The 23,307-nt window shown below is 72.0% G+C and carries 20 protein-coding genes; 9 read left to right on the plus strand and 11 right to left on the minus strand.

What is annotated here, in order from left to right:
* The first annotated feature begins 225 nt into the window (after positions 1–225).
* The gene (locus tag OHB01_RS33510) at positions 226–1,023 is read left to right on the plus strand and encodes a PRC-barrel domain-containing protein (RefSeq protein WP_142647321.1); all 798 of its coding nucleotides are present in this window, start codon (positions 226–228) and stop codon (positions 1,021–1,023) included.
* Positions 1,024–1,379: 356 nt separating this feature from the next.
* Here the strand turns inward: OHB01_RS33510 and OHB01_RS33515 are convergent, their stop codons facing one another.
* The 4 genes from OHB01_RS33515 to OHB01_RS33530 form a co-directional block, all read right to left on the minus strand.
* Positions 1,380–1,988, minus strand: a complete 609-nt coding sequence (locus OHB01_RS33515; RefSeq protein WP_142647322.1) for an FxsA family protein — start codon at positions 1,986–1,988, stop codon at positions 1,380–1,382.
* Positions 1,989–2,064: 76 nt separating this feature from the next.
* Positions 2,065–2,808, minus strand: a complete 744-nt coding sequence (locus OHB01_RS33520; protein ID WP_142647323.1) for a polyprenol monophosphomannose synthase — start codon at positions 2,806–2,808, stop codon at positions 2,065–2,067.
* Positions 2,808–4,364 (minus strand): apolipoprotein N-acyltransferase, encoded by a 1,557-nt coding sequence (gene lnt / locus OHB01_RS33525; RefSeq protein WP_260617220.1) that lies wholly within the window; start codon positions 4,362–4,364, stop codon positions 2,808–2,810. The genes OHB01_RS33520 and lnt overlap by 1 nt, the downstream gene beginning before the upstream one ends.
* A 483-nt stretch (positions 4,365–4,847) precedes the next feature.
* Positions 4,848–7,109, minus strand: a complete 2,262-nt coding sequence (locus OHB01_RS33530; protein WP_328854500.1) for a HelD family protein — start codon at positions 7,107–7,109, stop codon at positions 4,848–4,850.
* A 223-nt stretch (positions 7,110–7,332) separates the two neighbouring features.
* On the opposite strand from OHB01_RS33530, the gene OHB01_RS33535 reads away from it, so the two are divergent.
* Genes OHB01_RS33535 through OHB01_RS33560 form a run of 6 tightly spaced genes read left to right on the plus strand, consistent with a single transcriptional unit; the run spans position 7,333 to position 13,989 of the window.
* A complete protein-coding gene (locus OHB01_RS33535; protein ID WP_147942530.1) occupies positions 7,333–8,586 on the plus strand; it encodes an ROK family transcriptional regulator in 1,254 nt (417 codons plus the stop codon).
* Between the two features lie 12 nt (positions 8,587–8,598).
* Positions 8,599–9,936, plus strand: coding sequence for an ABC transporter substrate-binding protein (locus OHB01_RS33540; protein ID WP_142647327.1), 1,338 nt, complete (start codon positions 8,599–8,601; stop codon positions 9,934–9,936).
* 6 nt (positions 9,937–9,942) lie between these two features.
* Positions 9,943–10,845 carry a carbohydrate ABC transporter permease gene (locus OHB01_RS33545; RefSeq protein WP_142647328.1) on the plus strand — a complete coding sequence of 301 codons (903 nt, stop codon included), beginning with the start codon at positions 9,943–9,945 and terminating at the stop codon, positions 10,843–10,845.
* On the plus strand, positions 10,842–11,675 hold the full coding sequence (locus OHB01_RS33550) for a carbohydrate ABC transporter permease (RefSeq protein WP_142647329.1): 834 nt from the start codon (positions 10,842–10,844) through the stop codon (positions 11,673–11,675). The genes OHB01_RS33545 and OHB01_RS33550 overlap by 4 nt, the downstream gene beginning before the upstream one ends.
* Positions 11,672–12,934, plus strand: coding sequence for a 6-phospho-beta-glucosidase (locus OHB01_RS33555; RefSeq protein WP_142647330.1), 1,263 nt, complete (start codon positions 11,672–11,674; stop codon positions 12,932–12,934). Before OHB01_RS33550 ends, OHB01_RS33555 begins: the two co-directional genes overlap by 4 nt.
* Positions 12,931–13,989: an N-acetylglucosamine kinase gene (locus OHB01_RS33560; RefSeq protein WP_221889905.1), complete on the plus strand. Its 1,059-nt coding sequence runs from the start codon at positions 12,931–12,933 to the stop codon at positions 13,987–13,989. Before OHB01_RS33555 ends, OHB01_RS33560 begins: the two co-directional genes overlap by 4 nt.
* On the opposite strand, the gene OHB01_RS33565 is transcribed toward OHB01_RS33560, so the two are convergent.
* The 3 genes from OHB01_RS33565 to OHB01_RS33575 all read right to left on the minus strand — a co-directional run bounded on the left by OHB01_RS33565 (position 13,935) and on the right by OHB01_RS33575 (position 17,475).
* Complete coding sequence (locus OHB01_RS33565) at positions 13,935–14,408, minus strand: Lrp/AsnC family transcriptional regulator (protein WP_142647331.1); 474 nt, start codon at positions 14,406–14,408, stop codon at positions 13,935–13,937. The genes OHB01_RS33560 and OHB01_RS33565 overlap by 55 nt on opposite strands.
* A gap of 87 nt (positions 14,409–14,495) precedes the next feature.
* A complete protein-coding gene (locus tag OHB01_RS33570; protein WP_142647332.1) occupies positions 14,496–16,271 on the minus strand; it encodes a tetratricopeptide repeat protein in 1,776 nt (591 codons plus the stop codon).
* A 76-nt stretch (positions 16,272–16,347) separates the two neighbouring features.
* Positions 16,348–17,475: a M24 family metallopeptidase gene (locus OHB01_RS33575; RefSeq protein ID WP_260617221.1), complete on the minus strand. Its 1,128-nt coding sequence runs from the start codon at positions 17,473–17,475 to the stop codon at positions 16,348–16,350.
* A gap of 210 nt (positions 17,476–17,685) precedes the next feature.
* Here OHB01_RS33575 and OHB01_RS33580 point away from each other — a divergent pair, with 210 nt between their 5' ends.
* Together OHB01_RS33580 and OHB01_RS33585 are read left to right on the plus strand one after the other, a co-directional pair.
* Positions 17,686–18,597, plus strand: a complete 912-nt coding sequence (locus OHB01_RS33580) for a PP2C family protein-serine/threonine phosphatase (RefSeq protein WP_142647333.1) — start codon at positions 17,686–17,688, stop codon at positions 18,595–18,597.
* A 25-nt stretch (positions 18,598–18,622) separates the two neighbouring features.
* Complete coding sequence (locus tag OHB01_RS33585) at positions 18,623–19,513, plus strand: 5'-3' exonuclease (RefSeq protein ID WP_142647486.1); 891 nt, start codon at positions 18,623–18,625, stop codon at positions 19,511–19,513.
* A 243-nt stretch (positions 19,514–19,756) separates the two neighbouring features.
* Here OHB01_RS33585 and OHB01_RS33590 read toward each other — a convergent pair whose 3' ends face one another.
* Genes OHB01_RS33590 through OHB01_RS33605 form a run of 4 tightly spaced genes read right to left on the minus strand, consistent with a single transcriptional unit; the run spans position 19,757 to position 23,224 of the window.
* Positions 19,757–21,004 (minus strand): Nramp family divalent metal transporter, encoded by a 1,248-nt coding sequence (locus tag OHB01_RS33590; RefSeq protein WP_328854501.1) that lies wholly within the window; start codon positions 21,002–21,004, stop codon positions 19,757–19,759.
* A complete protein-coding gene (gene fdxA / locus OHB01_RS33595) occupies positions 21,001–21,339 on the minus strand; it encodes a ferredoxin (RefSeq protein WP_142647335.1) in 339 nt (112 codons plus the stop codon). Before fdxA ends, OHB01_RS33590 begins: the two co-directional genes overlap by 4 nt.
* A gap of 38 nt (positions 21,340–21,377) precedes the next feature.
* Positions 21,378–22,610 carry an MFS transporter gene (locus OHB01_RS33600; RefSeq protein WP_142647336.1) on the minus strand — a complete coding sequence of 411 codons (1,233 nt, stop codon included), beginning with the start codon at positions 22,608–22,610 and terminating at the stop codon, positions 21,378–21,380.
* Entirely contained in the window at positions 22,607–23,224 is a 618-nt protein-coding gene (locus OHB01_RS33605) for a hypothetical protein (protein WP_185948963.1), read from the minus strand. The genes OHB01_RS33600 and OHB01_RS33605 overlap by 4 nt, the downstream gene beginning before the upstream one ends.
* Positions 23,225–23,307 lie beyond the last annotated feature (83 nt).

Below are 23,307 nucleotides of genomic sequence, written 5' to 3' on the forward strand. Positions count from 1 at the left end.
GATCCCGGAGGGCGGTGGAATCCCTCTCGCCCGGAATAAGGGAAGCGGTGATTTTTCACGACGAACGGCGGACATCACAAAACAGCGCGCCACCTGCGCCGATAGCAGAATCTTCGGACGCGATAGGCGCACTCGACGGGATCTGTTCTGGAAAAAGTGGTTTCCGCTCTCCCTACGGCGGTAGCGAAGTAAGAGACCGACCAAGCGAGAGACAAGGAGAAGCACGTGATCACTCGCGAGCAGATCCCCATGGTGCTCGGCAACCCGGTCCGCGACCTCAACGGCGACAAGATCGGCGAGGTCGCGCAGGTCTTGCTCGACGACGCGACCGGACGGCCGAAGTGGCTCTGCGTCAAGACCGGGCTTCTCCACACCAGGAAGACCTTCGTCCCGCCGCACAAGGCGACCCTGACGGCCGGCCATGTCGAGGTCCCGTACGACAAGGAGCGCGTCAAGAGCGCGCCCGACGTGCGCCTTGAGGCCGACGGCCACCTGTCCGCCGAGCAGGAGCGTGCGCTCTACCGCCACTACGACATGGACTGGGACGCCGCCTGGGAGCGCGCCAACAGGCCCGGCAGCCTCACCGGCTGGGCCGCCAGCGCCGGGCGACGTGAACGCGAACGGCTGGGGATCGGCGCGGACGGACGCCGGACCTACGCGGACGGACGCCGGATCTACACGGACTACGCCGTGACCCGCGTCGGGGATCGGTACGGCGTGGACGACCCGGCGCTCGGCTCCAGGGACCGGCTGGACGCCGACATCCCCGGCACGCGCCCGGGCGAGCCGCTGGGGCCGCGAAGCCCCGAGACGCTGCCCGAGCAGTTGTTCGGCGCGGGCGATCCCTCACGCACGACGAGCGAGTGGTATGCCACGGAGGACCCGGCGGCCCGGGCGCTGGAACGGTTCGGCACCGGCGATCCGCTGACGAACGCCGGCGACAGGTTCGTCGTCTACCGGGACGCCCGTGATCTGGACATCCGCCGCCGCGGCATCCCCGGCCGCGACGAGCCGTGCCTCTGACCGGAGGAACCCAGCACCGGAAAAACCCCAACTGGAGAAACCGGAACCGGAAGAACCCGAACCGGAAAGAGCCGGCGAGCCGCTCGCCGATCAGCCCCCGTTGCCCCGGTGTGCCTCCGCCCCGCCCCGGGGCAACGGCATACCCGTGCCCGGCCGTTCCCGGCCCCAAGGCCACAGCGCGCCCGGCTCCGTGCCCGGCTCCGCAGACTCCGCCCCCGCCCCGGGAACGGCATACCCGTGCCCGGCCGTTCCCGGCCCCAAGGCCACAGCGCGCTCGGCTCCGTGCCCGGCTCCGCAGACTCCGCCTCCGCCCCGAGGTAGCGGCATGCCCGGCTCGGGGGTGTTTCGGCCGCCTGTCAGTCGTCGTCGACGACCTCGCCGTGGACCACGCGGCCCCTGCCCGCTCCTGCGGGCCCGCCGAAGGCGTCCGCCCCGTCGAACCCCCCGGCCCCGTTGAACCCGGCCCCGTTGAACCCGGTCCCGTTGAACCCAGGCCCGTTGAACCCGGTCCCGTTGAACCCAGGCCCGTTGAACCCGGTCCCACCGAACCCGGCGGTCCCGTCGAAGAGCGGCGCGTACGGCGAGCGGGCGGCGAGCGAGCGCACCCTGCGGCCGAGGAACCACGACACCCAGCGCCGGGCGATCGGCCGGGTGAACGGCAGGATCATGAAGAACCCGAACACGTCGCTGATGAAGCCGGGGGTCATCAGGAGGGCGCCGCCTGCGACGATCAACGCGCCGTCGGCGAGCTCCTTGTCGGGCATGCGTCCCGACTCGATGGCCGCGCGCAGCGCCGCCCACGCCCGCCGGCCCTCACGGCGCATCAGCCAGGCGCCGAGCATGCTGTCGGCGATGAGCAGGGCGACGGTCTCCCATCCGCCGATCACGGATCCCACCTGGATCAGGAACCAGATCTCCAGGACGGGAACCACGAGGAACGCGAGGAACAGCCCGATCCGCACCATGTCTTGCCCCACTCACCCGGCACTCGTACGTCTGCGTCAACGCTCCCGTGGCCGTGGGGGTTCCGGTAGGTCGTGTTTATCGCCGCGGGCGAAACCGCTCCCCCAGCCCGGTGACCCCCCAGATGGCCACGCGCCAGAAGGCCTCGAAGATGATCTTCCGGCTCATCTTGCTGCTGCCCACAGTACGCTCCACGAACGTGATGGGCCGCTCGGTCACCCGCAGGCCCTGCCGTACGGTGCGGAGCGTGAGGTCCACCTGGAAGCAGTAGCCCTGCGACTCGACGTCGTCCAGCCCGATCTTCTCCAGGGTGGCCGCGCGGTAGGCGCGGAAGCCCGCCGTGGCGTCGCGCACCGGGATGCCGAGCACCAGCCGGACGTAGGTGTTGGCCCCACGGGACAGGATCTCGCGCGAGACCGGCCAGTTGACGGTCTTGCCGCCGGGCACCCAGCGGGAGCCGATCGCCAGGTCGGCGCCGTCGGCCACCGCGTCGAGCAGCTTGTGCAGCTCCTCGGGCTGGTGGGAGCCGTCGGCGTCCATCTCCACCAGCACGTCGTAGCCCTCGTCCAGGCCCCAGCGGAATCCGGCGATGTAGGCGGCGCCGAGCCCCTGCTTGCTCGTCCTGTGCATGACGTGGACGTGGTCGTCCGCCTCGGCCAGCTCGTCGGCGATCCGGCCGGTGCCGTCGGGACTGTTGTCGTCGGCGACGAGGAGGTGCACGTCGGGCAGCGCCTCACGGAGCCGCCGGGTGATCAACGGGAGGTTCTCCCTCTCGTTGTATGTGGGGACGATCACGAGCACCCGCCCGGGGGTCCGCTCCATCAGCTCTTCCTCCGCCCAGAGATGGCCGCCACCGTCGCTCCGGCTCCCATGAGTATCATGATCCACTCCGGCAGCGCACCTGCCTCCGCCGCCACCGTGTTCTTGGTCCTGACGGGGACGTCCAGGACGTCCATCCCCGCCACCAGCTCGCCGGTGTGCCAGCCGACCCGGCCGTCGGGGCCGACGTACGCGGAGATGCCCGTGGTAGCCGCGGTGACCACGGCCCGGTTGAACTCCACGGCCCGCAGCTGCGACATCGCGAGCTGCTGCGGCGGCAGGTTGGTGAGGGCGTAGCTGGCGTTGTTGGTCTGCACGACCAGCGGCGTGCCGCCGGCGAGCACCGTGTCGCGCACCGTGCTGTCGAACGCCACCTCGTAGCACTCCACCGTGCCGATCGTCACGGGCCCCATCCGCAGCGCCCCCGGCTTGTCCCCGGCGACCGACTGCCTGCCGACGAGCTGCGCCCGCGACGACAGCGCCAGGAACAGGTCCTTCAGCGGCGTGTACTCGCCGAACGGCACCAGCCGCCGCTTGTCGTAGTACACGCCCGGGCCGGTGACCGGGTCCCAGACCACGCCGCGGGTGGCCCGGTTCTCGGTGCCGATCTTGACCACCGCGCCGACGAGGATCGGCACGCCGATGTCCTTCGCGGCGGAGTCGATCACCTGCCGGGCGTACGCGCTGCTGTAGGGGTCGATGTCGGTGGAGTTCTCCGGCCACACCACGATGTCGGGCCGCTGCAGCTTCCCGGCACGTACGGCCTCGGCCATCCGGTGCGTCTCGTCGGCGTGGTTGCGCAGCACGACGGCGGGCTCGTCGCCGAGGAAGTACATCCCCCGCCCAGGGACGTTGCCCTGGATGACACCGATCCGCACTGTCCTGCCTTCGTCGCCGGGCCGGGGCACGACCAGCCCCAACACCGGTACGGCTATCGCGGCGAGGAGCGTTCCGGCAAGCACCCGGTCGGCCCGCCACCTCGGCGGACGCCGTGTGACCAGCGCGGCGAGCAGGGCCCCCGTGAGGGCGACCGTGAAACTTACAAGCGGGGCGCCGCCCAGCGCGGCGAAGCCGGTGTACGGCGACTCGCCCTGGCTGAAGGCCAGCCGCGCCCAGGGGAAGCCCCCGAAGGGGAACAGCCCGCGGGCCCACTCCTGCACGACCCACAGGCAGGCCACCCAGAGCGGCCACAGGCGCAGCCGCATGACGAGGACGGCCAGACAGGCCAGGGCGGCCCAGAACAGGCTCTCGACGCCCGCCAGGGCCAGCCAGGCGTCGTCCCCGATCGGGCGGACCCAGGCCAGCGTCGGCAGCAGGAACGCCAGCGCCCCGAGGTAGCCGATCCACGCGGCCCGGCGCAGCCGCAGGCCACGCAACGCGAGGGCGAGCAGCGCGACGCCGACCGGTGCGCAGAACCACCACCCGAGGGGCGGGAAGGCGAGATAGAGCACCAGGCCGCCCACGACGGAGGCGGCGAGGCGGATCAGCACGCCCGGCACGCGCGGTTTCGGCGCCCCGGCGGCGGGCGGAGCCGCGTCCTGTGCCGTCTTGAGTGCCACGGCTCGCCTCTCCTCGTGTGTCGGTCGTCCTGACGCAAAAATCATTCCAGGTCAGGGTCGCAGACGGCGGCGCGGCCCGCCAAACCGTCTCCGCTACTTTACGGGCGGCGTCCAAGGGCGATCACGCGGACGAAAAGACGAAGAAGGAAACGAAAAGGGAAGGAGGCCCGGGCGGCCCTTCGGACCGGTTCCGTCCCGTCGGCGGCGGGCGCGGAGCTCCGTTGTCTACTGGGCGCCCGGGCCCCTCCTGGGTCCAACCCCCCGGCCGGATGGGGTGCCCCGCCTCGGCGGGACGCCACCCTGCGCCTGGTGTGCTGACGGAGTCACGCTCCGTCATCGACGCAGAGGTCGGCGACGCCATAGAACGGCCAACCGGTCAGTCCCGTGCTGGACTGCGCAGCAAACTACCGACCTCAGCGCAGATGTCAACCACGCTCCGATCAGCGGAAACACCACATTTCCGCAGGTGGGAGCGGTGTCGCTTCAGCGACGTTCGAGACCGTTCAGGACCTCGGGCAGTTCGTCCACGTGGACCACGCCGAGGCGGCTCGTGGCCCGGGTCAGCGCGACGTAGAGGTCGCTCGGGCCGCGCGGCGACTCGCGCAGGATGCGGCCGGGCTCCACCACGATCACCGAGTCGAACTCCAGCCCCTTGGCCTCGGTCACCGACAGCACCGCCACGGGGGCGTCCAGCGCGGCCGGGCCGGGGCCGGTGGCCGCGCCCGGAACGGCACCCCGTACGATCGTTCCGACGTCCTCGGTCATCCCCGCCGGTGCGACGACCACGAGGCGGCCCTCCCCCAGGACCCCCGGCGCCGCCTCCGCCGCGATCACCGGGCCCGCCTCCGCGAGGCCGGCGACCCGCAGGGCCCACGGCCGCTCGCCCGTCTCCCGCACCGACTCCGGCGCCTTCAGGTCGGGGCCGACGAGTTCGAGCACGCGGGCGGCGACCTCCATCAGCTCGGCGGGGGTGCGGTAGTTGACGCTGAGGTGCTCCTCGCGCCAGCGGCCCGCGACGTACGGGTCGAGGACCCGGGCCCAGCTCGCCGCGCCCGCGGCCGACCCGGTCTGGGCGATGTCGCCGACGATCGTCATGGACCGGCTCGGGATGCGGCGCATGACCATCCGCCAGGCCATCTCGGACAGCTCCTGTGCCTCGTCCACGATCACGTGACCGAAGGCCCACGTGCGGTCCCTGGCGGCCCGCTCGGCGGTGGTGAGGTAGGTCTCCTCGGCCTGCTGCCGTTCGGCGAAGCGCTCGGCGTCCATGATGTCGGCCAGGCCGGTCAGCTCCAGCACCTCGCGGGCGTAGGCGATGCGCTCCTCGCGCTCCTGCTCGGCCCGCCGCGCCGCCCGCAGCACCCCTTCGTCGATGTCCCCGAGCAGCTCCGCGGCCTCGTCGAGCAGCGGCACGTCGGCCGGGCTCCACCAGGTCTCCCCCGCCTTCTCCCCCGGTCTGGGCGGCTCGCGCAGCAGCAGGTCGCGCTCCGGCCCGTCCAGCCCGGCCGCCGCCATCCGGTCGCGGTCGGTGAACAGGCCGATCAGGAGTTGCTGCGGCGTGAGGTAGGGCCACAGCCGGTTGAGCGCCACCCGCACCGGCTCCTCGGTGCGCAGGTCCTCGCGCAGGTCGGCGAAGTCGGCGTCGTCGAGGTTGCCGCGGCCCAGGTGTCGGGCGGCCTGCCGGGTCAGCACGGTCAGCAGGTGCCGTACGAAGACGGCCCTGGCCTGGTTGTGCGGACGGCGCGAGCGGCCGGCCTTCGACCGGGCCGCCTCCAGCGTCTGCCGGTCGAGCTTCAGCGTGAACTTGTCGAGCTTGATCTCCACGGGTGTGCGCGGCATCCGCTGGCGCTCCCGTACGGCCCGGGCGATCACGTCGGCCATCGCGATGCGGCCCTTGACCGCCGCGACCTCGGGCGGCTCCTCCCGGGCCGCGGTGACCCCGGGGTACAGCTCGCCCACGGTGGACAGCAGCACGTCGGTCTCGCCGAGGGACGGCAGCACCTGCTCGATGTAGCGCATGAAGGTCGGGTTGGGCCCGAGGATCAGCACGCCCCGGCGTTCCAGGCGCTCCCGGTAGGTGTAGAGCAGGTAGGCCGCACGGTGCAGGGCCACCACGGTCTTGCCGGTGCCGGGGCCGCCCTGGACGACGAGCACGCCGTTCAGGTCACTCCGGATGATCTTGTCCTGCTCGGCCTGGATGGTGGCGACGATGTCGCGCATGCGGCCGGTGCGCTTCTCGCCGAGCGCGGCCAGCAGCGCCGCCTCGCCGTTGAGCGAGGCCCGGTCGGCGTCGGTGAGGCTGTCGAGGTCGAGCAGGTCGTCGTCGATCGCGGTGACCCTGCGGCCCCGCGTGTGCAGGTGACGCCGCCGGGTGACGCCCATCGGCGCGGCGGGGGTGGCCCGGTAGAACGGCTGTGCCACGGGGGCCCGCCAGTCGATCAGCAGCCGGTGCTGGTCGTCGTCCGACAGCCCGATGCGGCCGATGTAGAGCCGCTCGCCCTCCGCGTGGTCGAGCCTGCCGAAGCACAGGCCGTTCTCCACCGCCCAGAGGCGGGCGAGGCGCTGGGTGTACATGACGGCGAAGCTGTCGCGCTCCGAGCGGTTCTGGTGGGTGCCGAAGGCCCCCTGGGCGAGCACGGCGTCGAGCTGCCCGCGCGTGCGCTCCCGCAGCACGTCGAGGCGCTCGTACAGCGCGGCGACGTACTTCTGCTCCCGGGCCAGCTCGCCCGTCGAAGACTCTGGCATAGGCCGCCAGATTCTACGTGCCGTGCCGCCCTTCTCCCGCATCGGGCACGGCGGCTCACGAGCGCGTCACAGATGGATCTCGGCGCGGATCACGCCCTTGACGGCGTCCCGGCCCGTTCGTACGGTCGCAGCCATAGTTAGGAAACTTTCCTAACACGCTCTATGTCGTGGGAGCTCACGCTCTGTGTCGCGAGAGCTCACGCTCTCTGTCCTGGGAGAACGCATGACCCGGCCCATCGCGGGGACGCCCAGCCTGCTGCGCGCGATCAACGACCGCGCCGCGCTGATGGTCCTGCTCGAACGCGGCCCGCTGACCCGGCCCGAGCTGGGGGCGCTCACCGGCCTGTCCAAGCCGACCGCCTCCCAGCTCCTGGCCCGGCTCCAGGAGGCCGGCCTGGTCGTCCTCGACGGCATCCGCGAGGGCCTGCCGGGCCGTACGGCCGAGCTCTACCGGATCAACCCCCGCGCGGCGCACGTGGCGGCGCTGGACGTCACGCCGGCGCGGATCGCCGCGGCGGTCGCGGACGTCACCGGCGCGGTCGTCGCCGAGCACCGGCTGGCCACCCCGGGCCGCGCCGGCGGCGACGTGGTCGAGCGGGTCCGGGCCGCGCTCACCGGGGCGTGCGGCCCGGCCGGGCTCGACCCGACGGAGCTGAGCCGGGTGGTCGTCGGCATCGGCGGCGCCGTCGACCCCTCGACCGGCAGGCTCGGCTACGCCGCCCACATCCCCGGCTGGCACATCCCCGACCTGATCGGGACCCTCCGCGACGGGATCGGCGTGCCGATCGACGTGGAGAACGACGTCAACCTCGTCGCGCAGGCCGAGCGGTCCCGGGGCAGCGCCCGGGGCCACCAGGACTACGTGCTGCTGTGGGCCGACGAGGGCATCGGCGCGGCCCTCGTCATCGGCGGCCGCCTCCACCGCGGGGCGACCGGCGGCGCGGGCGAGGTGGGCTACATGCCCGTGGTCGGCGCCCCCACCGCGCGGGACGTCGGCAGGAGGGCCAACCACGGGTTCCAGGCCCTGTCGGGCGGCCCGGCCGTGCTCGCCCTCATGCGGGCGCACGGGCTGCGCGGCTCCACGCCGAGCGGCGCCGTACGCAACGCGGCCGCCCTGGCGGGACGCGGCGGCCCGGACGGCGAGAGCGCGCGCGAGGCCCTGCGCGAGCTCGCCGGCCGCCTCGCGATGGGGCTGGCCGCGATCACGGCCGTGGTCGATCCCGAGGTCGTCGTGCTGTCGGGCGGCGTGCTGCTCGCCGGCGGCGAGGTCCTGCGGGAGTCGGTCGAGCGGGAGCTGCACGCGCTCACCATCCCCCGGCCTCGCGTGCTGCTTTCCACCCTGGAGGGCAACCCGGTCCTCGCCGGAGCCCTCGACCTCGCCCTCGGCGCCGTACGCGAGGAGCTGTTCGGCCCTGTGAACAGCCCTGTGAACGGCCCCGCGAACGGCGCGGTGAACACATCCCCTTCCCCCCATTAGGGAGGCACCCCCATGAAACGCCTTCTCTCCCTCCCCGTGGCACTCTCCGTCGGGGCCGGGCTGGCCGCGCTCACCGCCTGTACGGCGGGCACCGAGAGCGGGCCGCCCGAAGTGGCCCGGAGCGGGGCGAGCCACGAGCCGGTCACCATCGAGTTCTGGCACGGTTTCAGCGCCGACAACGAGCTCAAGGCGTTCGACGAGACCCTCGCCGGCTTCCAGAAGAAGTTCCCGTGGATCACGGTCAAGGCGACCAAGGCCGTCCAGGACGACCAGATCCTGCAGTCCGTGCGCGGCGGCAACCCGCCCGACGTGGCCTTGTCGTTCACCACCGACAGCGTCGCCCAGTTCTGCAAGGCCGGGATCTTCCAGGACCTCAACCCCTACCTGAAGGCGAGCGGCATCGACCCGGCGACGCTGTTCCCCAAGGTGATCGCCGAATACACGGAATATCAGGGCAAGCGCTGCGTGATGCCCATGCTGGCCGACACGTACGGCCTCTACTACAACAAGGCGCTGATGAAGGGCCACGAGCCGCCGAAGACGATGAGCGAGCTGGCCGAGCTCGCCAGGACGCTGACGGTCAAGGACGACAAGGGCGACATCAAGGTCGCCGGGTTCGTCCCGACGAGCCAGATGTACGAGAACGCGCCCATCCACACCGGCGTGATGGTCGGCGCGAAGTGGATCAACCCCGACGGCACCTCGGCCATCGGCTCCGACCCGCAGTGGAAGAAGCTGATGACCTGGCAGAAGGACCTGACCGACTGGTACGGCTACGACAAGCTCGAGAAGTTCCGCAAGAGCTTCGGCGACGAGTGGTCGGCCGAGAACCCGTTCAACACGGGCAAGGTCGCCATGGCCATCGACGGCGAGTGGCGCACCGCCATGCTCGCCGCCGACGCCCCCGGCCTCGACTACGGCACCGCGCCGCTGCCGGTGGCCGACGACCAGGCCCAGCGGTACGGCGCGGGCTACATCACCGGCACCGTCATCGGCGTCCCGCGCGGCGCCGGGCACCCGGAGGCCGCCTGGGAGCTGGTGAAATATCTCACCACCGACACCGACTCACTGGTGACGCTGTCTAACGCGATCAGGAACGTGCCGAGCACGCTGCCCGCACTCCAGTCGCCCGCCCTCAAGAAGGACCCGAACTTCCAGACCTTCCTCGACGTCTTCGCCAACCCCAGCAGCACGACGATGCCGGCCCACCTCAACTCCGTCTTCAACCAGCAGACGCTGCAGGAGGCGCAGATCAAGTGGGAGTCGGGCCGCGCGTCCGACCTCGACGCGCTGCTCGCCGACGTGGACAAGAAGATCAACGAGAAGCTCAAGCTCACGGCGGGCGGCTGACCTTCGATGCGTGGCAACCTGCGCGCCCTGCTCTATCTGTCCCCCTGGCTCGCCGGGTTCGCGATCTTTTTCGTCTACCCGCTGCTGTCCACGGTCTACTTCTCCTTCCAGCGGTACGACCTGTTCACCCTGGAGCCCGTCGGGCTGCTCAACTGGGAGTACTTCTTCAAGGACCAGGCGGCCTGGACGGCGATCCGCAACACGCTGTGGCTCGTCGTGGTGATGGTCCCGCTGCGGGTGCTGTTCGGCCTCGGCGTCGCCCAGCTCGTGACCAGGATCAAGGCCGGCGCCGGGGTCTACCGCACGATCTTCTACCTGCCTGCCCTGGTGCCGCTGGTGGCCGGGACGCTGGGCTTCGTGTTCCTGCTCAACCCCGGCACCGGGCCGGTGGACGCGATCCTCTCGGCGGTCGGGCTGCCCGCGCCCGACTGGTTCGGCGACCCGGCGTGGTCGAAGTGGGGGCTGACTCTGCTGGGCCTGTGGTCGGTCGGCGACCTGATGGTCATCTTCATGGCCGCCCTGCTCGACGTGCCGAAACAGCTCTACGAGGCCGCGGCCATCGACGGCGCGAACGGCTGGCGGCAGTTCACCTCGATCACGCTGCCGGTGATCCGGCCGGTGCTGATGTTCGCCGCCGTCACCGGAGTGATCCAGACGCTGCAGTACTTCACCCAGGCCGAGGTCGCCGCCCGGGTCGCGTCCGGCGCGACCGACTCGGCCGGGTCGGTCTTCACCCCCGGCTACCCCGACCAGTCCACGCTGACGTTCCCCCAGTGGCTGTTCCAGCAGGGCTTCCGCGACTACGCGATGGGCTACGCGTGCGTGCTCGCGCTGGTGCTGTTCGCGGTGTCGATGGTGTTCACGCTCATCCTGCTGCGGCAGTTCCGCTTCACCGAGGAGGAATCGTGACCCCGACGGCGAGACGGACCGCGCTGCTGTGGGTCGCCCGGCACGCGCTGGCCATCGCGCTCGCGCTGATGTTCCTCGGCCCGCTGGTGTTCATCGCGCTCACGGCCCTGATGACCGACCATCAGGCGCTCACCTCCGAGCTGTGGCCGCACACCTGGAACTGGGACAACTTCGCCGAGATCTTCGAGAAGGCGCCGCTGCTGACCTGGATCCGCAACACGCTGCTCTACTCGGTGCTCGCCACCGCGTTCATGCTGGTGTCGTCGATCCCCGTGGCGTACGCGCTGGCGCGGTTCCGCTTCCGCGGGCGGCGGCTGGCGTTCCTGCTGGTCATCACCATGATGATGCTGCCGCCGCAGGTCGTGGCCGTGCCGATCTACCTGATCTGGGCCCGCTTCCACCTGACCGGCACGCTGTGGCCGCTGATCCTGCCGATGCTGCTCGGCGACGCGTTCTCGATCTTCCTGCTGCGCCAGTTCCTCGTGACGATCCCGCGCGAGTACTCCGACGCGGCGAAGGTCGACGGCTGCGGCGAGTTCCGCACGCTCGTGCGGGTGGTCCTGCCGATGGCCCGCCCGGCCATCGCCGCCGTCGCCCTCTTCCAGTTCTTCTACTGCTGGAACGACTACTACGGACCCCTGCTGTACGCCGGGACCGACCTGGACAACTGGACGCTGTCGCTGGGGCTTGCGGCGTTCCGGTCGGTGCACCGCGTGCAGTGGAACCTCACGATGGCCGCCACACTGCTGGCCATGGCCCCGGTGATCATCGTGTTCTTCTTCGCCCAGAAGGTCTTCATCGAGGGCGTCAAGCTGACGGGAGTCAAATGAAGCTGGCCGTTGTCGGGGGCGGTTCCACGTACACGCCGGAGCTGATCGACGGTTTCGCCCGCCTGCGCGGGGAGCTGCCGCTGTCGGAGATCGCGCTCGTCGACCCCGACGAGCGCCGGCTCGCGACGGTCGGCGGGATGGCCCGGCGGATGCTCGCCCGCGCCGGGCATCCCGCCGCGCTGACCACCTCCAATCGCGTGGAGGACGGCGTCGCCGGGGCCGCGGCGGTGCTGCTCCAGCTGCGCGTGGGCGGCCAGGCCGCCAGGAACGTCGACGAGACCCTCCCGCTGGAGTGCGGCTGCGTCGGGCAGGAGACCACGGGCGCGGGGGGCCTCGCCAAGGCCCTGCGGACCGTGCCGGTGGTGCTCGACATCGCCGAGAAGGTGCGCGCGCACGCGCCCGGCGCGTGGATCGTCGACTTCACCAACCCCGTCGGCATCGTCACCCGGGCGCTGCTCGACGCCGGGCACCGGGCCATCGGCCTGTGCAACGTGGCCATCGGCTTCCAGCGCCGCTTCGCCGCCCTCCTCGGCGTGGCCCCCGAGCGGATCGCGCTCGGTCACGTCGGGCTCAACCACCTCACGTGGGAGCGGTCGGTCCTGCTCGACGGCGTGGACGTGCTGCCCCGCCTGCTGGACGAGCACGGCGAGGGCATCGCCGAGTCGGTCGGCCTGCCGGTGGAGCTGGTCCGCCACCTGCGCGCCGTGCCGTCGTACTACCTGCGGTACTTCTACGAGCACGACCGCGTGGTGGCCGAGCAGCGCACCTCGCCGTCGCGGGCGGCCGAGGTCGCGGCGATGGAGTCGGCTCTGCTGGAGATGTACGCCGACCCGGCCGTGGACACCAAGCCCGACCTGCTGAACAAGCGCGGCGGCGCCTTCTACTCGGAGGCCGCCGTCGCCCTGGTCGCCTCGCTCATGGGCGACCGCGGGGACGTGCAGGTCGTCAACACCCGCAACAACGGCACGCTGCCGTTCCTCGACGACGACGCGGTGATCGAGGTGCCGGCCGCCGTGGGAGCCGCCGGGGCCGTCCCGCTGCCCGTCGAGCCCGTGGAGCCGCTCTACCGGGGCCTGATCGCCCACGTGTCGGCGTACGAGTCGCTGGCCCTGGAGGCGGCCCTGGACGGCGGCGAGGACCGCGTCAGGGACGCGCTGCTGGCCCATCCGCTGGTCGGGCAGGCGTCCCTCGCCGACGGCCTCGCCGCGCGCCTCGTGGAGGCCAACCGCGCCTTCCTGCCGTGGGCGGTGGCACGGTGACCGCGCCGCGCACGGTGCTGGCGGTGGACGGCGGCAACAGCAAGACCGACGTCGCCCTCGTCCGCGAGGACGGCACGGTGCTCGCCACGGCGCGCGGGCCCGCGTTCCTGCCGCAGAGCGCCGGTGCCGCCGCCGCGGTCGAGGTGATCGGCCGGACCGTGCGGCGCGCCCTCGCCGGCGATGCCGCCACGCCGCCGTACGCCGACCACGTCGCCGCCTACCTCGCGGGCGCGGACCTGCCGGTGGAGGAGGAGGTGCTGCGGGCCGAGCTGCTGACCCGCGGCTACGCCGCCGACGTCGCCGTGGGCAACGACACGTTCGCCCTGCTGCGGGCCGGGTCGTCCACCGGTTGGGGCGTGGCCGTCGTCTGCGGCGCGGGGATCAACGCGGTGGGGGTCTCCCCTGCCGGGCGGATCGCCCGGTTTCCTGCGCTGGGCCGCGTCAGCGGCGACTGGGGCGGCGGGCAGCATCTGGGCGAGGAGGCCTTCTGGCACGCCGTGCGCGCCGAGGACGGCCGCGGCCCCGCGACCGTGCTCACCGAGGTCGTGCGCGCCTGCTTCGGCACCGCCACGGTCGAGGAGGCCGTCATCGGGCTGCACGTCGGCGACCTGCCGGCCGACCGGCTGCACGCCCTCGTGCCGCCCCTGCTCGCGGCCGCCGCGGACGGCGACGCGGTCGCCGGGTCGCTGGTGGAGCGGCAGGCCGAGGAGATCGCGCTGCTCGGCGTCGTCGCCATGCGGCGGCTCGGCCTGCTCGCCGCGCCCTGCGAGGTCGTGCTCGGCGGCGGCGTGCTGACCGCCCGGCATCCCCTGCTGACGTCGCTGATCGAACGGCGCTACGCCGAACGCGCGCCGCTCGCCCGGCTCGTCATCGCCGACGTGCCGCCGATCGTGGGCGCCGCCCTGCTCGGCCTCGACCGCCTCGGCGCGCCCCCCGAGGCGTACGCGAGGGTGCGCGCGCACTTCCTCCGGGAGGACGGCGGCCGGGAGGACGGGAATTCTCAGCCCTCCGCGGCGTCCGCCTCCGGCTCCTTCTCGATCACCGGGGAGCGGTAGTCGTACGGCGTGCTCAGGACGACGGTCGTGCGCGTGCTGACGTTGGCCGACGCGCGGATCTGCTGGAGGAGCTCCTCCAGCGCCAGCGGGGAGGCGACGCGGACCTTGAGAATGTAACTTTCATCACCCGCGACGCTGTGACACGCCTCGATGGCGGTCAGATGGCTCAACCGCTCCGGCGCGTCGTCCGGGGCGGAAGGGTCGATCGGCTTGATCGAGACGAACGCGGTCAGCGGAAGCCCGATCTCGTCGTAGTCGACGAGAGCGGCGTATCCGCGGATGACACCACGCTTTTCCAGCCTGCGGACCCGCTGGTGCACCGCGGAGACCGACAGCCCGGTCTCCTTGGCCAGATCGGTGAAGCTCATCCGGCCGTCAGTCGCCAGCAGCGTGACGATTCGGCGATCGATCTCCTCCACCCCAGCAACGGTAGCGCCGCCCAGGACCGTCTCGTCCCGAAGCCACCGAAATGCCACCCAACCAGGACCGGCGGCAGGCGCCCGAGATCACGCGTCAGCGGCCAGCGCCCTCACGTCGGGGTGCACGCCGGGAGTCGCCGTCACGAGCGCGGCGAGCGAGCCCAGGATCGTCACGGGCCGCGTCCTCGACGCCTCCACGGCGGCCAGGTAGCGCCAGGCCACCAGCTCGGCCACGTCGCCGCGCGCGTCCGGGTCCACCCAGGCCGTGGCGATCATCCCCAGCAGGGCCGCCTCGGTCACCCAGTCCTCCGGCCCGTACGCCAGGTCGGTCAGCACGCTCCTGCGCTCGGACTCCGCCCACGCCTGGCCGGCCTGGTGGTGGGCGATGCCAAGGCAGGCCCACGCCTGGACCTGCCTGATCCACAGCGGCACGGCCGCGGGCTCGCCGTACGGCGACAGCGGCGGGTGGGCGAGCACGCCGAGCAGATCGTCGAGAGACAGGCCCGACAGGCGCACGGCGTGGTCGTAGGCGGCCGGCAGGTGCGGCCAGCGCAGCGCCGCGACGGCGGCGACGGCCTCCTGCGCCTCCCCGGACGGCGGCGGCACGGCGGGCACGGCCGTCATGTCCTCATAACGCCACACCCGCCGGACCACGCTCCGCACCGGGCCGTGGCCGTACACCTCGGGCACGGTCAGCCGCGCGTCGGGCTGCGGCGCGTCGGCGACCGTCACCTCGAAGCCGGGCACGACCAGCGAGAAGGCGAGCAGCGCGCTGGGCGGCTCGGGGGCGGAGACAGTGAGCGCGCCGCCGACCGGGACGTCCTCCTGCTCCACCACCTGGTAGAGCACGTCGATCACCGACTCCGTGGGGCCGGGGACGCGGCCCAGCCACAGGCGCAGCCCGCAGTGCTCGCCGAGCACCGCGTCGCCGTGCTCGTTGCCGGGGTCGTCGCGCAGGTGGTCGGCGAGCTCCACCAGATGGCGGACGTCCCCGTCGCGCTCGAAGCGCATGCCGCAGGCGGCCGGATAGGCGTTCGGGTGCCTGGGCTCGCGCCGCAGCGCGCGCTCCACCCACTCCAGGCCCTCCTCCGGGCGGCCGCTGCTGTGCAGCATCTCGCCGATGTCGGTGTACAGGGCCAGGTTGGCGGGGTCGTGTTCCAGCGCCCGCACCATGGCCCGCTCGGCCTCGGGCCACCGCTGCAGGTCGCGGCAGGCGTATCCCTCGGCCAGGGCGGCCTGGAAGGACGGCGTGAGCGCGTAGGAGCGGGCGGCCAGGTCCGCCGCCTCCTCCGCCTCCCCCACCCGGCGCAGGAGGAGCGAGGCCAGCCACAGCAGCGACGCGTCGTCCGGGTGGGCGCGCAGCCCGCCCCGCACCAGGGCGACGTACGGCGCCAGCGCCTCGCGGCCGTCCTCCGGCACGGTGCCGGGCAGCCCGGAGGCCAGCAGCGAGACGAGCGAGCACAGGTCGCCGGGCGGGATCCGCCCGGGCAGCTCGGGGTCGAGCACCCACGGGACGTGCGCCCAGCGTCCCTCCGGCTCGTGCCGCTGCACCGAGATCAGCAGGCGCAGCGCGGGCACGTGCTCGCCCCGCGCGGCCAGCGCGTGGGCGCGGGCCAGCGCGGTGCCGAGGAAGACCGGCTCGTCCAGGGGGAACAGGTCCGGTCCGCCGCCCGGCCCGGCCAGCAGCCGCGCCAGCATCTCGTGCGCCTCGGGCAGGGCGGGGTCGCAGGCCAGCGCCGCCGCGACGTGCCCGGCGGCGTGCCCGGTCTCCCCGTCGGCCAGGGCCAGCCGCGCCATGCTGACCTCGCCCTCGGCCTGGGCGCGGGGATCGTCCATGCCCTCGTCGATGCCCTCGTGCGTCATGCGTCCTCCGATCCGGCAGTCGTGATCATCACTCTGCCAGAGCGGGCCGGCGCGGCGCAGAGCACGATCGCGGGCATCAGTCCACGACGACCAGGTCCCTGGTCGTGTGGTTCACCCGCTCTCCGGCGGTCTCGCCGCAGACGACGATGTCCTCGATCCGGGCGCCGTGCCGTCCGGGCAGGTAGATGCCCGGCTCGACGGAGAACGCGAACCCGGGCCGCAGCTCCTCGGTGTTGCCCGCGACGATGTACGGCTCCTCGTGGGTCTCCAGGCCGATGCCGTGCCCGGTGCGGTGGACGAAGTATTCGCCGTACCCCGCCTCGGTGATCACCTCGCGGGCGGCGGCGTCCACCGACTCACAGGTCACGCCGGGCCTGACGTGGGCGCAGGCGGCCTCCTGGGCGCGCTTGAGCACCTCGTAGTAGGCCACATAGTCGGCCGGGGGCTCGCCCACGCAGTAGTTGCGCGTGGAGTCCGAGCAGTAGCCGCTCGGCATGACGCCGCCGATGTCGACCACGACGGGCTCACCGGGCCGGATGACGCGGTCGCTCAGCTCGGCGTGCGGGCTGGCGCCGTTCGGGCCCGAGCCCACGATCACGAAGTCGACCCGGGCGTGTCCCGAGTCGATGATCGCTTCCGCGATGTCCTTGCCGACCTCGCGCTCGGTGCGCCCGGCCTTCAGAAACTGGGGCACCAGGTTGTGCACGGCGTCGATGGCCGCGCCCGCCTCCGCGAGCGCCGCCTTCTCCGCGGGCGACTTGCGCATGCGCAGGTCACGCAGCACGCTCCCGGCGAGCACCTGCTCGGCCTCGGGCATGACCGCGCGGAACCGCAGTGACTGCATCGCCCACATGCGGTCGGCGAGCCCGACCCTGGCCACCGGGCCCAGGCGGCGGGCCACCTCGGCGTACGGGTCTTCGGTCTCGTCCCACGCGACGAACTCGATGCCGAGCCGGGAGGCGGGCGAGTGCTCGGCGGCCGGCAGCTCCAGGCGCGGCACCATCAGGAACGGCTCGCCGGACGCCGGCACGACCAGGCAGGTCAGCCGCTCCAGCGGCAGCGCGTCATAGCCGGTCACGTAGCGCAGGTCGGGGCCCGGCGTCAGCAGCAGCGCGTCGAGGCCCGCGCGTTCGACGGCCTCGCTCACCGCGGCGGGACGGGTCGTGGGATACAGGTCGGAGGGCTCCAAGGACGTCGTTGTCACGCGACCAATCTAACCAGCACCGCATCAGACGACGTACGCAGGTGCGTGTACCACAGCCGCCACGCGGGCGAGCTCCGCTGGGCTCTGGCTTATTCCACGCCATAGAAGAAAAGCAACCCCTGGGTGGATGCGAGACTGCTACGCTCCGCGTCAGGACGATCACAGATCGTCCGTACGGCAAGTGCAAGAGCAACATCGAGAGCGAGACAAATGGTCGGCGTAGTGGGCGGCACGAGGCCCGCCCTTCCCCCCGCGGACGACCGCGATCCGGGCACCACGCCCGGCGCCGTCCCCGCCGGCACCCGCATGATCCAGAACGGCATGATCCAGGACCTGGCCGGACGGCGGTGGGCGGAGCGCCGGGACCGCGTGGCCGAGGAGCGCCGGGTCACCCTGGCACTGCGGGAGGCGATCCTGCCCGAGCCCGGCGCGTCGATCGACCTGCCCTACGCCCGGATCGCGGTCCGCTACGTCCCGGCGGGCCGAGCGTCGAGCCTCGGAGGGGACTGGTACGACGCCGCGCCGTTGCCCGACGGGCGCATGTTCCTCGCGGTGGGCGACGTGTCGGGGCACGGCCTGCCCGCGATCGCCGAGATGGCCCAGCTTCGTCACGCGCTGCTCGGCCTGAGCATGACGGGCGCCTGCCCCGGCAGGCTGCTGACGTGGCTGAACACCCTCGTCCTCACCCGGCTGGACGACACGACCGCGACGGCGGTGTGCGGCCACTTCGATCCGGCGACCCGCCTTTTCACGTGGGCACAGGCGGGCCACCCCGCCCCGATCCTGGTGCGTCGCGGGGGCGCGCGCCAGCTCGGGGCGCCCCGGGGGGTCGTGCTCGGGGCGACGTCGAGCCTGCCGTACGGGGTGGCCGACGTCCGCCTCGAGCCCGGCGACCTGCTGCTGATGTTCACCGACGGCCTGGTCGAGCGCCGCTCGCGCGACATCGGCGCCGGGGTGTCCCTCATCCTGGACGCGGCCGTGACGACCGGGCTCGGCACGGCCGGAGCGGACCTCGACGCGGGCCTCGACCGCCTGCTTGAGGCCATCGGCGGCCCCAACCCCGAGGACGACACCTGCCTGCTGGCCGTGGCGGTGACCGAAGAGGGTCCGCAGCGCGCCTGACAGGCGTGACAATGGCAGGGTGCTGATGCTTCTCGACACCCCGTCGCTGTACTTCCGCGCCTTCTACGGGATCCCGGAGTCGGTGACCTCGCCGGACGGCATGCCGGTCAACGCGGTGCGCGGGCTCCTCGACATGATCGCCACCCTGGTCCGGCAGCACTCTCCCGCCCAGATCGTGGCCTGCATGGACGCCGACTGGCGGCCGGCGTTCCGGGTGGCCGCGATCCCGTCCTACAAGGCGCACCGGGTGGCGAGCGGCGACGAGGAGGAGGTGCCGGACACGCTGGCCCCGCAGGTCCCGGTCATCGAGGAGGTGCTCGACGCGCTCGGCATCGCCCGCGTCGGCGTCGCCGGATACGAGGCCGACGACGTGATCGGCACCTACGCGACCGCCGCGACCGGCGCCGTGGACATCGTCACCGGCGACCGCGACCTGTTCCAGCTCGTCGACGACGAGAAGCCCTGCCGCGCCCTTTACACAGTAAGGGGAATCCGCAACCTCCAGATCATCGACGAGGCGTTCGTCCGGGAGAAGTACGGCATCCCGGGCCGGGCGTACGCCGACTTCGCGACGCTGCGCGGCGACCCGAGCGACGGCCTGCCCGGTGTCGCCGGCATCGGCGAGAAGACTGCGGCGGCCCTCATCACTCGCTTCGGGTCGCTGTCCGCGCTGCTCGCCGCGCTGGACGACGGGAGCACCGACGGCTTCCCCGCGGGCGCGCGCAACAAGCTCGCCGCCGCCCGCGACTACCTGGAGGTCGCCCCCGCCGTGGTCCGGGTGGCCCACGACGCCCCCGTCCCGGACGTCGACATCACGCTGCCCACCGCGCCGCGCGACCCCGAGCGGCTGGTCGCGCTGTCGGAGAAGTACGGCCTCGACAGCCCGCTCAATCGCCTGCTCGCCGCCCTGTGGTAGACGCGGGCACCGGCAGATCGAGACGTCCATCCGCGCCCGCATCCGGGCCGGCCGGATGCGAGCGGGCGCGTCGCTGCCACCCACCCGCACCCTCGTGACAGGCAAGCAGCTCGTCGCCGAGTGTTACCTCGTCAGCCGGTCAGTCGGTTACCCAGGCCGCCGCCTCGATGCCGCCGACCCGCGCGGGCCCCGCGGCTTCGACGGCACAGCCGGCCGCGCGGTGCGCGGCCATCGGCCGCTGCGTCATCCGGCTGTCTCGTACCAAACGAGAGCGCAGTTCAGCACCGTGACGGCGGAGGCGCAGGCCGCCGCGCACACCGTGGTGACGGGCCGGTTGACCAGGCGGCCCATCAGGTCGCGCCGGTGTGTGAACATCACCAGCGGCCACAGCGCGAACGGGATCCCGAAGCTCAGCACGACCTGCGAGATCACCAGGACACGTCCGGGTTCGGCGCCGGCGGCGAGTACGGCCATCGCGGGAACCAGGGTGGCCAGACGACGCATGGACAAGGACGACCAGCGGCCCAGGAAGCCCTCCGCGATCACCGTGCCGGCATAGGTGCCGACGGAGGTCGCCGCCAACCCCGAGGCCAGCAGGGCGAGGGCGAAGAATGCCGCCGGCACCTGGCCCAGACCGGCGGCGAGGCCTCTGTACGCCCCCTCCAGAGAGGCGCCGACGGCGGGGCTGAGCGCGGCGGCGCCGATGGCCAGTATGGCCGCGTTCACCATGCCGGCCAGGCCCATCGCGGTCAGTACGTCGAGCCGGGTGGCCCGCAGCAGCTCGCGACCGCGACCGCGGGGCTCGCCGTGCCGGTCCCTCAGCAGCGCACCGTGCAGATAGATCGCGTGCGGCATCACCGTCGCGCCAAGGATGCCACACGAAAGGAACAGGCTGTCGGTGCCGGAGAGTCCGGGGACAAGCCCTGAGACGAGGCCGTCGAGAGAGACACCGCCGTCGAAGGCGGTGAAGACGAACCCGACGAGTATCACTGCGAGCAGGGCGATGACGACGGCTTCGAATCGCCGCTGTCCCCGCCGTGACTGCACCACGAGCATCACCCAGGACACCGCTCCGGTGATGAGGCCGCCGGCGACGAGAGGGGTCCCGAAGAGCAGGTGCAGCGCGACGGCGCCCCCCACGACCTCAGCGAGGTCGGTGGCGATGGCCACGGTCTCCGCCTGAGCCCACATCGCAAGGCGGGCCGGACGGCGCAGGCGCCGTGCGCAGATCTCGGGCAGGGTGGCCCCGGTGGCGATGGTGAGTTTGGCGGACAGGTACTGCACGAGCATCGCCATGATGTTCGCGCCTGCCAGCACCCATAGGAGCAGGTAGCCGTGACGTGCCCCCGCCGTGATGTTCGTGGCCACGTTTCCCGGGTCGACGTAGGCGACGGCCGCCACGAAGGCGGGGCCCGTCATCCGGAGCAGGGCCGGGGTCCGGAAAACCGCGGTGGTGGCCGTCCGCGCCTCCCGCGGATGCGTGATCGTCATGGCGCTTCGGGGAGCCGCGCCGGGTTCGGGGGAAGCCCGATGACCGGCTCGACGTCTCTGCCGAGACTGCCGACCGTGCTCGCCCCACCGGGCGTGCCGAGCTGGGCGAAGAACTCCGCGTTGGCCCGCGTGTAGACCGACCACTCATCGGGGACGTCGTTCTCGTAGAAGACCGCGTCGACCGGGCAGACCGCCTCGCAGGCGGCGCAGTCGACACACTCCAGCGGATGGATGTACATCATGCGCCGCCCCTCGTAGATGCAGTCGGCGGGGCATTCGTCGACGCACGCCCGGTCGAGGACGTCGACGCACGGTTCAGCGATCACGTAAGCCATTGAGACTCCCATTCGAATGGGGGATCTGCGTGTGTCGTTCAGGCCGGCCGGTGGCCCGTGCGCGCCCGCCGCGCCGTGGCGATCAGCGCGAGCAGCGCGATCGCCGCCAGGGTGCCCCAACCCGGCAGATAACTGCCGGTGGTGTCCTTGAGCAGACCCAGGGCGGGAGGCGCCACGATCACCGCGACCTGGTTCACCGCCATCGCCAGGCCGAGGGCGAAGCCCGTCTTGCACGGCGGCGCGATCTCGGCGGTGTAGGCCACCCAGGGGCCATACCAGCCGAATCCGAAGAACCCGAGCCAGGCGACGAGCGACGCGACGACAGGAGTCGAGTCCAGAGGAACGATCATCAGCAGCACAAGCCCGACGACCACCGCGCCCATGCAGATCAGGACCGGGAAGTACCGCCCGGACCGGGCGCGATCGCTCCAGAGCGCGAGCACGACGCGTCCCGCCACGCCGGCGGCCAGCGCGGCGAACAGGAGCAGCGCCGCCCGCTCGATCGTCATTCCACCCGCTTCGTGCAGGTAGAGCACGGTGAAGATCAGGATTCCGTACTGAACCGAGATCAGGCTGAGTCCGGAGACCATGATGTTCGTCATCGACCTGTCGCGTAGGACGGAAAGGCGTGCCGCCGTCCCGGCCCGCGGTGAGCGCGCCGAGGAGCGGTTGTCGTGTGCCGACCCCGGTGGAGTCCGGTAGAAGACGAGGAACACCGCGGCACCGAGCAGGGCGACGAGCCCGCCGGCCGCCAACGACGAGCGCCAGCCCAGGCCGTTCGCAAAGGAAGGCAGGATCGCCGCCGACAGCGCCCCTCCCAGTGGGAGCCCGGCCTGCCGGATGCCCATCGCGAAACCCCGCTGTGACGTGGCGAACCAGCGGGCGATCGACTTGCTCCCGCCCGGCTGGGCCGTGCTGTACCCGGCTCCGACGACGATGAGGAACAGCAGCAGCGCCAGGTATCCGGGTGCGAGACTCGCGCCCAGAAGAGCCAGGGCCACGATCAGGGTGCCGCCTCCGACGACCAGGCGTTCGCTGTGGCGGTCCAGCAGTTCACCGGCCACGAGGAGTCCGACGACCGGGACCAGTTGGGCCGCGGAGATGAGCAGGCCCACCTGGGCGGTGGTGAGGTGCAGGTCACGCTGGACGAAGGCGCCGATCACGCCGATCCCCTGGACGAGGAAACAGGCGGAGGTCTGGGCGACGGTCGCGACGAGCAAGATCATCCAGCGGTAGCCCCCGGTCGGGCCACTGAGTGTGTCGACGCTCATCCCCGGATCGCCAGCGCCGGCGCCTCGACCGTGGGCTCACCCAGCGGACGCTGCCGCTGAAGGGAGAGGAGGTTGTCCCTGACCGCGTTGAGGCCCATCCGTTCGAAGATCAGTTCATGGTCGAGCTCCGGCGTGGCCCCGTTGGCCCGCAGTTCTTCGATGGCCATACCGAGCAGTTCGATGTTGTCCGACAAGCGCACTTGCCCGCGGCCGTCCACGGCGTATGGCGTGTCCTCCATGCCGACGCGGAGCACGTCGACCTGGCTGTCCGGCTGCGAGGCGTAGGCGGCAAGACGGCGCAGCGCGCACATGCGGGTGCCGCGCCGCGGGCCGACGTCCAGTTCCTTGACGTGCTGGAGGGCATGCTGGGGCATGACCGCCGCCCCGACGGTGACGGTGACGTGCCGCTTCTTCACACCGGGCTCGGCGAGGTCGTACTCGAGGCTCTTCGCGGCGGTGACGACCCGCCGGAATCCCGCGTAGTCCTGCGGAAAGGGCAACCGTGGCGAAAACCCGAAGAGCAATATGACGTTCAGTTGCCCGGAAGCGCCCAGGCGCAACTCCGGATGCTCGATCGCGTATCGCGTCATCGCATGGCTGCGCACCAGCTGCACCCACTCCACCTCATCATCGCCCCACCGGCGATCCAATTCTGGACGAAATCTGCTCGGGTGCCACCATCAAAACGTCACCGCTC

The organism is Microbispora hainanensis, from assembly GCF_036186745.1.
Classification (GTDB): domain Bacteria; phylum Actinomycetota; class Actinomycetes; order Streptosporangiales; family Streptosporangiaceae; genus Microbispora.

What these genes read in the sequence shown, in the direction of transcription:
- OHB01_RS33515 (WP_142647322.1), bottom strand. Translation starts at nt 1,988, where the DNA reads ATGGTGCGGATCGGGCTGTTCCTCGCGTTCCTCGTGGTTCCCGTCCTG.
- OHB01_RS33520 (WP_142647323.1), bottom strand. Translation starts at nt 2,808, where the DNA reads ATGGAGCGGACCCCCGGGCGGGTGCTCGTGATCGTCCCCACATACAAC.
- OHB01_RS33530 (WP_328854500.1), bottom strand. Translation starts at nt 7,109, where the DNA reads ATGCCAGAGTCTTCGACGGGCGAGCTGGCCCGGGAGCAGAAGTACGTC.
- OHB01_RS33535 (WP_147942530.1), top strand. Translation starts at nt 7,333, where the DNA reads ATGACCCGGCCCATCGCGGGGACGCCCAGCCTGCTGCGCGCGATCAAC.
- OHB01_RS33540 (WP_142647327.1), top strand. Translation starts at nt 8,599, where the DNA reads ATGAAACGCCTTCTCTCCCTCCCCGTGGCACTCTCCGTCGGGGCCGGG.
- OHB01_RS33545 (WP_142647328.1), top strand. Translation starts at nt 9,943, where the DNA reads ATGCGTGGCAACCTGCGCGCCCTGCTCTATCTGTCCCCCTGGCTCGCC.
- OHB01_RS33555 (WP_142647330.1), top strand. Translation starts at nt 11,672, where the DNA reads ATGAAGCTGGCCGTTGTCGGGGGCGGTTCCACGTACACGCCGGAGCTG.
- OHB01_RS33570 (WP_142647332.1), bottom strand. Translation starts at nt 16,271, where the DNA reads ATGACGCACGAGGGCATCGACGAGGGCATGGACGATCCCCGCGCCCAG.
- OHB01_RS33580 (WP_142647333.1), top strand. Translation starts at nt 17,686, where the DNA reads ATGGTCGGCGTAGTGGGCGGCACGAGGCCCGCCCTTCCCCCCGCGGAC.
- OHB01_RS33585 (WP_142647486.1), top strand. Translation starts at nt 18,623, where the DNA reads ATGCTTCTCGACACCCCGTCGCTGTACTTCCGCGCCTTCTACGGGATC.
- OHB01_RS33590 (WP_328854501.1), bottom strand. Translation starts at nt 21,004, where the DNA reads ATGACGATCACGCATCCGCGGGAGGCGCGGACGGCCACCACCGCGGTT.
- fdxA (WP_142647335.1), bottom strand. Translation starts at nt 21,339, where the DNA reads ATGGCTTACGTGATCGCTGAACCGTGCGTCGACGTCCTCGACCGGGCG.
- OHB01_RS33600 (WP_142647336.1), bottom strand. Translation starts at nt 22,610, where the DNA reads ATGAGCGTCGACACACTCAGTGGCCCGACCGGGGGCTACCGCTGGATG.